The organism is Nostocoides japonicum T1-X7 (genome assembly GCF_001046855.1).
GTDB lineage: Bacteria > Actinomycetota > Actinomycetes > Actinomycetales > Dermatophilaceae > Nostocoides > Nostocoides japonicum.
This window is the reverse complement of the sequence record NZ_HF570958.1, coordinates 617,966-625,100: the sequence shown is the minus strand read 5'-3', so window position 1 is coordinate 625,100 and position 7,135 is coordinate 617,966. Positions and strand designations below refer to the sequence as shown.

The window sequence follows — 7,135 nt, the reverse complement described above, 5'->3', positions numbered from 1 at the left end:
CCCCCCCCCCCGCCGCAGCGCTGGCGGCCGTCCGCGTCGCCCGGGCCGAGCCGTGGCGCGGTCGGCAGGCGATCGCGAACGCGGCCTGCGTCGCCGACGCCCTCGGTCGCCTCGGCCTGCCCGTCGGCACGAGCGACAGCCCCATCGTCCCCGTCCACACGGGTGAGGACATCCGGACGGCCCTCCTGTGGCGCCGGCTCATGGATCTCGGGGTGTATGCCAACGCCGTCCTGCCGCCGGCCGCCTCGCCGCGCCTGCGCACGAGCTTCATGGCGACGCATACCCGGGACCATCTCGACCGAGTCGTCGAGGCGTTCGGCACGCTGGCCGCCGAGGGGCTCCTCCCCGGCCGGGCCGAGACGGCGGCATGAGCCTCGCCGCCGCCCGGAGGTCGTCGGCCCTCGTCGTCGCGGCCGTCTCCGTCGCGCTCTTCGCCGACAGCCTCCTCTACAGCGCGGTCGTCCCCGTGCTTCCCGGGTATGCCGAGCGGCTGGGCGTCGGGCCGCTCGGCATCGGCACCCTCTTCGCGTCGTACGCCGTCACCCTCGTCGCCGCGACGGTCGCGGTGGGACGGATGGGAGACCGGGTCGGCCGCCGCGGCCCGCTCGTCGTCGGCATGCTCGGCGTCACCGGCGCGACCCTGCTCTTCGCCTCCGCGACGACCTACCCGCAGCTCGTCGTCGCCCGTTCGCTCCAGGGCGCGGCCGCCGGCGTCGTGTGGACCGTCGGCGTCGCCCTCGTCGCCCACCGCCTGCCGCCGGACCGCGTCGGCCTCGGGATGGGCGTCGTCATGGCGAGCATGTCGGCGGGCCTGCTCGTCGGCCCACCGCTCGCCGGGATCCTCGCGACAGCACACGGTTTCCGCGCGCCGTTCCTCGTCTGCGCGGGGCTCGTCGCGCTCTGCGCGCTGGCGCAGCTCGCGCCCGCGTCCGCGCCCGTGCCGTCGCCCGCGCGGACGCCGGTCCGGGAGTTGCTCGGCGCGCCCCGGTTCCGGGCGACCCTCGCCGCCGTCGTCCTCGCCGCGGCCGTCCTCAGCATGCTCGAGCCCCTCCTCCCCCTCGACCTCGCGAGCCGCCTCGACGCGACGCCCGCCGTCGTGGGTCTCGTCTTCGGCGCGGCGACGCTCGCCCATCTCGTCGTCAGTCCCGCGGTCGGGAGTCTCGCCGACCGGCGCCCCACCTTCCCGGCGCTGCCCGCCGGCCTGCTCGTCATGGCGGCCGCCGTGCCCTTCGCGACGGTCCCGGGATCCGGGATCGGCGTCGCGGGGGTCCTCGTCGTCGTCGCCCTCGGCTACAGCCTCGTCCTCATCCCCGGTCTCTCGCGGGTCGCCCTCGATGTCCGCGCGACCGGCGGCGGGTATGCCGCGGCCTGCGCGGTCTTCAACGTCACCTATGCCGCCGGTATGGCCATCGGACCGTTCGTCGGCGGTGCGGCGGCCGACCGCGTGCCGCTTCCCGGACTGTTCGCCGCGACGGCCGTCGTCCTCGCCCTCGGCGCGCTCCTCGTCCATCGGCTCGACGCCCGCTCCCGACCCCCGGTCGCCCTCCCGGCGATCCCAGACGAGACGGACCCCCACCACGAGGGGACCCGGACGGCCCTGCCACGCCTGACCCACGGGGGACCGATCGACCGGACCCCGACCACCGGACCCCGACCGGACAGGTCGCCTGTCCCACCGGGGGACGTGACACCCGACCGCGCCGATACGAGCACCACCCACTGAAAGAGAGAGACACATGTCCCGCACCGGTCTTGCCCTTCGTGCCCTGAGCCTGTGGATCCACGGAGCGAGCGCCGATCCGACCCCCGACTACGACATCGCCAGCCCGACGTACGACGACTACTTCACGAGCGTCATGGGTCCACACTCGGTGAGCCTGCTCGACCGCGTGCGGATCTCCCCCGGCGACGCCGTCGTCGAGCTCGCCTGCGGGACAGGGCATCTCACCGAGGAGATCGTGCGACGGCTCGACGGCCGCGGGCGGCTCGCCGTCGTCGACAAGTCGCCCGGGATGCTGGCCGTGGCTCGGGGCAAGGTCGCCCACCGGCCCGGCCTCGAGCTGAGCTTCGCCGAAGGGGACATGGAGGACTTCCTTCGGCGCCAGCCGACCGACAGCGCGGATCTCGTCGTCATCGGGTGGGCGATCTGCTACAGCCAGCCGGTCCGCCTGCTGCGCGACGTGCGCAGGGTGCTGCGCGAAGGAGGCCAGGTGGCCGTCATCGAGACCCGCTCGACGGCCCTGTCGACGCTGCGGGAGGCGTTCGAGCAGGTCGTCGCCGACGACCCGAGCATGCTCACCTCGCTCATCCGGGTCTCCCTGCCGAAGAGCGAGCAGGTGCTCGGGAAGTGGTTCCGCAAGGCCGGACTCGACCCGGTCATCCTCGACCAGGGGGCACAGGAGCTGCCGATCGCCTCGGTCGCCGAGGCGATGGACTGGGTCGAGCGCTCCGGGGCCGGAGCCGGGTTCCGGGACTCCTTCGACATCAGCCGTGAGGAGGAGATCCGGGCCCGCCTCGGCGAAGCCCTCGAGGAGTACCGGCGCGAGCACGGCGCCCTCGGGCTCCGGCACACCTTCGTCCTCGGCGTCGCGCGACACCGGGTGGCCCGGGCCACGCCCGGCGCCGCATCGTCGGGCGCTACGGAGCCCCGTGGCACCGCGCCGGACGCCGCCGCACCGGACGCCGCGGCCTGACCCGCGGACGGGGCGTGCGGGGCAGGAGCCGGGACCATGAGCACCGACCGGGAGCGGAGCCAGGGCCGGGTCCACGCGGCCCTCGAAGGGTTCGCCCGGGCCCTCGTCGCCCATCCCAAGCTGGTCATCGGATGGTGGCTGCTCGTCGTCGCCCTGAGCACCCCGCTCGCGCTCCAGGCCTCGAGCGTCCTGAGCACCCAGGGCTCCTCGAAGGTCGTGCCCGGCAGCGAGAGCGCGGCCGTCGCGGCAGACATCGACCGCGACTTCCCGGCCCACTCCGAGGGCGAGACGCTCGTCGTCCTCGACCACTTCGACGAGCGGTCCGCCCGGATGCGGCAGCTCCTCGCGGCCCTCGACGGGGCGATCGGCCGGCTCGAGGCGCAGGGCACGGTCATCGGCTCGGTGTCGGCATACACCCTGCGCCGCGACGCGGTGCTCGACGTCGTCGACCGGACCCTCGCCGCAGCCGCCCCGTCGCTCGCCGACGTCGGGCCGACGGAGCGCCGCGTCCGGCTGACCGGCATCGTGCGCCGCTCCGGACTCGCGCCCCGGCTGCAGGAGCTCGTCCTCACGGCCGACGCCGCGCCCGCGACGGCACGCGCCACGCTCGCCGGCGACGTCGTCACGTCGACGGACTGGACCCGCTTCCCCGTTCCCGTCGTCACCCGCGACGTCGTGTCCCCCGACGGGCGCACGGCTCTCGTCGTCGTGAGCTTCCGGCCCGGCACGGGGGACCCGGACATCGTCGGCCTCCGCGCGATGACGAGCCGTGTCGTCGCGAGCCTCGGGCTCGAGGACACCGTCGCGGTCCACGTCACCGGCGAGATCCCCCTGCTCCAGGACACCTACCGGCGCGCCGAGGCGGACAACGCACGGATGGAGCAGGTCGCATACGTCGTCATCGCCATCGTCCTCCTCCTCTTCTTCCGCGCCGTGCTGCCGGCGCTCATCACCGTCGCGACGATCGGGCTCGCGTCGAACGTGAGCCAGGCGTGGCTCACCCTCATCGGGCGGCACGTCCATCTCACCCAGTTCACGACGACGATCATGACGTTCGTCATCCTCGGGGCCGGGATCGACTACAGCATGCTCCTCTCGTCGCGCTACCGGCAGGAACGGCTGACCGGCGCGAGCGTCGAGGAGGCCGTCGTCCGGGCCACCGTGCGGGCCGGCGAGAGCGTCCTGCTCGCCGGGACCGCCGTCGTCCTGTCGTTCGGCGCCACCCTCGTCTCGCCCATCGACTGGATCCCGCCGCTCGGCTACGGCGGGCTCGTCGGCATCCCGATCATCCTCGCGGCGGCCCTGACCATCACCCCCTGCCTGCTCATCCTCCTCGGCGACCGCTTCTTCCTCCTCGGTCTCCGTCCCCTCTCCGACCTCGAGACGAGCAGCGCCCTGGCCCGTGCGCTCCGCAGCCTCGTCACGGCGACCCGCGCCTGCCCGCTCGCCGTCGTCGCCGCCTTCGTCGCCGTGACGGTGCCGTTCGCGGTCGTCGTGGCGGGGCACGGCCTCTCCGCGGACCCGCTCGCCCTCAGCCCGACGACGGACGCCAAGGCGGGTGCCCAGGTCGTCGCACATCAGTGGGGCCAGGGCACGCTGTTCCCCACCGTCGTCACCGGACGCCTGCCCGCCTCCCTCGTCCGCTCCGGCACCCTCACGACGGAGGGTCGCGCCCGCCTCGCGACGGTCGGAGCCGCCCTCGCCGCCCAGCCCGGCGTCGCGCGGGTGGCGACCACGACGAGCCCGTTCGGGACCGACCTGCCGAGCCCACGGACCGGTGAGCAGCCGGCGGCCCTCACCCGCGACTTCCTCGCCCCGGACGGCACGACGCGGATCGCCGTCACCCTCCGCGGAGACCCCTTCTCGATCGAGGCCCGAGAGACCGTCGACCGGATCGGCGGCGTCCTCGACACGCACGGCCTCGCGACGCTGCGGGTCGGCGGTGCGACGCGGGTCGACGCCCAGTACAACGAGGCGCTCCACACGAGCTTCCTGCGGATGATCGGCCTCGTCGCCTCGGGCGTCTTCGTCCTCCTCCTCTTCGCCCTCCGGTCCGTCCTCATCCCCGTGCGGCTCATCCTCACCATCCTCATGAGCAACCTGTGGGCCGTCGGCGTCACCGTTCTCGTCTTCCAGACCTGGCTCGGGCAGCCGGTCATCGACGACCTGCCCGTCTTCCTCGTCATCCTCATGATGGGTCTCGGGATGGACTACGAGATCTTCCTGATCACCCGGGTGCGGGATCTCGTCCGGCACGGCCACGACGACGCCGATGCGACGAGCATCGCGGTCGTCGACACCGGGCGGGTCATCACGGCCGCCGGGCTCGTCATGGCCGGGAGCCTCGGCACGATGGCGCTGTCCTCGACCCTCATGCTGCGCGAGTACGGCGTGGGTCTCGGCACGGCCGTCCTGCTCGACGCGACGCTCGTGCGGATGCTCTTCGTCCCCGCCTCCCTCATGCTCCTCCAGCGGTACAACTGGTGGGTCCCCCGCCTCGGCCGGCGCACGGCGGCGCAGTCGTGACCCCCGGGTCCGGTGGATCGCCCGCCTCCGGGTGCCGAGCCGGCGGAGCTCTCGCCCAGCCGGATCCCGCACGGAGACAGGGACTCCGCGGTATGCCGGGTCGCGTCCACGGCACGCTTCAGCGCCGGTATGCGATCTCGCCCGTCGGCACCGGGGCGCTGCTGTTCGTCTCGCTCGCCGTCGTGCGCATCCTCGGCGCGTTCAGCGAGACCCTCATGGTCGCCTCGGTCATGCTCACCCCGCTCGTCGTCCTCGCCGTCCCTCGGGGCTCCTGGGAGACCGTCGGGCTGCGTCGCCCGGCCTCCCGCCGACGGGTCGTCGAGGGAGTGCTCGTCGTCTTCGCCTCGTATGCCGTGAGCGTCGGCGCGTGCGTCCTCCTCGTCGGAACCGGCAGGCACAACTGGGCGCTCGGCCTGCGCACCCTCGTCGTGGACACCGTGCCGTCGGCACCCCCCGCCGTCGTGGCGGTCGGCGCCGTCGTCGTCCTCGGCCTCCTCGTCCCCCTCGCCGAGGAGGTGTGCTTCCGCGGCGTGCTGCATACGGCGCTCGCCGACCGGCACGGACCCCTCACCGCGGTCGTCGGCACGTCCGCGGCCTGGGCCCTGGTCCATCTCGGCGACTACGGGCTGCAGCCGCTCGACGGGAAGGTCATCGCCGGCGTGCTCCCCTCCGTCCTCCTCATGGGTCTCGCGCTCGGCTGGTGCCGGGTCCGCACCGGCTCGGTCCACGCCTGCGTCGTCGCCCAAGGGGTGGCCAACCTGCTCCTCCTCGGCTGGGTCCTCATCTGGTGACGCGACCGAGGCTCGGCCCCTCGTCCCCTGCGGGCAGGATTCCCCGTGTCTGGGCACGGGGGATGCTGCACCGAGCGCAGAGGTCCCACCGTCGGGGCGACGGTGGGACCTCGACCGCCCGCCACGAGCCCGGCGAGGAGGACCGGGATCGTCAGGCGGACGCGCCGGCGCTGACATCGGCGTCGGTGCCGGTGCCGGCCTCGGCGACGTGCGCGGGCACGACGAGCACGGGGCAGGTCGCCTCACGCAGGACTCCTCGCGCGGTGCCGCCGAGATGGTGGACGAACCCGCCGTGGGCGGGCTTGCCGATGACGAGGCGGTCGGACCCGACCGCGGCGTCGACGAGGACGCGGGCCGGCTGCCCGTGGACCGCGCGGGTCTCGACGGGCACCTCAGGATGGCGCTCACGGAGGCCGGCGACGGCGTCCCTCAGCTTCGCGGTCATGTGCGCGGCCCAGGCATCACCCTCGGTGCGCCCCGTGATGATGTCGTCGTAGCCCGACGGCAGTCGCCACGCGTGGAGCAGGAGCAGGCTCGCGCCCACCCTCGACGCCTCGGCGAACGCGACCTCGAGCAGCGCCTCGGAGGCGTCGGGCCGCTGCAGGCCGGCCGTCACCCGACCGGTCGGAGGCCGGTCGGCGTCGTACCGGGACGGCAGGACGAGGACGGGGCACCCGGCCCGGGCCGCGACGCCTATCGTCGTCGAGCCCGTCCAGATCCGCGAGAGCTCGTTCGGGCCGCGGGAGGACAGGACGACGACGTCCCGTGGACCGATCTCGTTGAGGATGCTCGGCACTCGGCTGCCCGCGACGAGCGTCGCGGTGACCGTGAGGTCGGGCTCCTCCTCGTGGGCGAGGGCGACCGCGGCGTGGAGCACCTCGTTGCCCCGGATCTCGAGGGACCTGTCCTCGACGACGGGGTAGAGGTCCTGGGGAACGACATGGACGAGGTGGAGGGGCATCCCTCGCCGGACCGCTTCCCGGGCTCCGAACCTCACCGCCCTGGTTCCATCCGGGCCACCATCGGTGGCTGCGACGACGCGTGCTGACTGCGTGGACGGAGTGTTCTCTGTCATGATCATCGCCTCCTTCAGATATCCCTATCGTCCCGTGACGCGCACGGTGC

At 73.8% G+C, this 7,135-nt stretch carries 6 protein-coding genes; 5 read left to right on the top strand and 1 reads right to left on the bottom strand.

Going from position 1 to position 7,135, the window contains the following annotated elements; translation table 11 throughout:
- The 5 genes from BN12_RS02805 to BN12_RS02785 all read left to right on the top strand — a co-directional run.
- On the top strand, positions 1 to 371 hold a 371-nt coding region (locus BN12_RS02805), incomplete at its 5' end, for an aminotransferase class I/II-fold pyridoxal phosphate-dependent enzyme (protein ID WP_048549930.1).
- Complete coding sequence (locus BN12_RS02800; RefSeq protein ID WP_048549929.1) at positions 368 to 1,723, top strand: MFS transporter; 1,356 nt, start codon at positions 368 to 370, stop codon at positions 1,721 to 1,723. The genes BN12_RS02805 and BN12_RS02800, both read left to right, overlap by 4 nt.
- Before the next feature lie 13 nt (positions 1,724 to 1,736).
- Complete coding sequence (locus tag BN12_RS02795; RefSeq protein WP_083454366.1) at positions 1,737 to 2,693, top strand: class I SAM-dependent methyltransferase; 957 nt, start codon at positions 1,737 to 1,739, stop codon at positions 2,691 to 2,693.
- 36 nt (positions 2,694 to 2,729) lie between these two features.
- Positions 2,730 to 5,219 (top strand): MMPL family transporter, encoded by a 2,490-nt coding sequence (locus BN12_RS02790; RefSeq protein WP_048549928.1) that lies wholly within the window; start codon positions 2,730 to 2,732, stop codon positions 5,217 to 5,219.
- 92 nt (positions 5,220 to 5,311) lie between these two features.
- Complete coding sequence (locus BN12_RS02785; RefSeq protein WP_048549927.1) at positions 5,312 to 6,010, top strand: CPBP family intramembrane glutamic endopeptidase; 699 nt, start codon at positions 5,312 to 5,314, stop codon at positions 6,008 to 6,010.
- A gap of 151 nt (positions 6,011 to 6,161) precedes the next feature.
- Here BN12_RS02785 and BN12_RS02780 read toward each other — a convergent pair whose 3' ends face one another.
- Entirely contained in the window at positions 6,162 to 7,085 is a 924-nt protein-coding gene (locus BN12_RS02780; protein WP_162233026.1) for a universal stress protein, read from the bottom strand.
- Between the last annotated feature and the right edge of the window lie 50 nt (positions 7,086 to 7,135).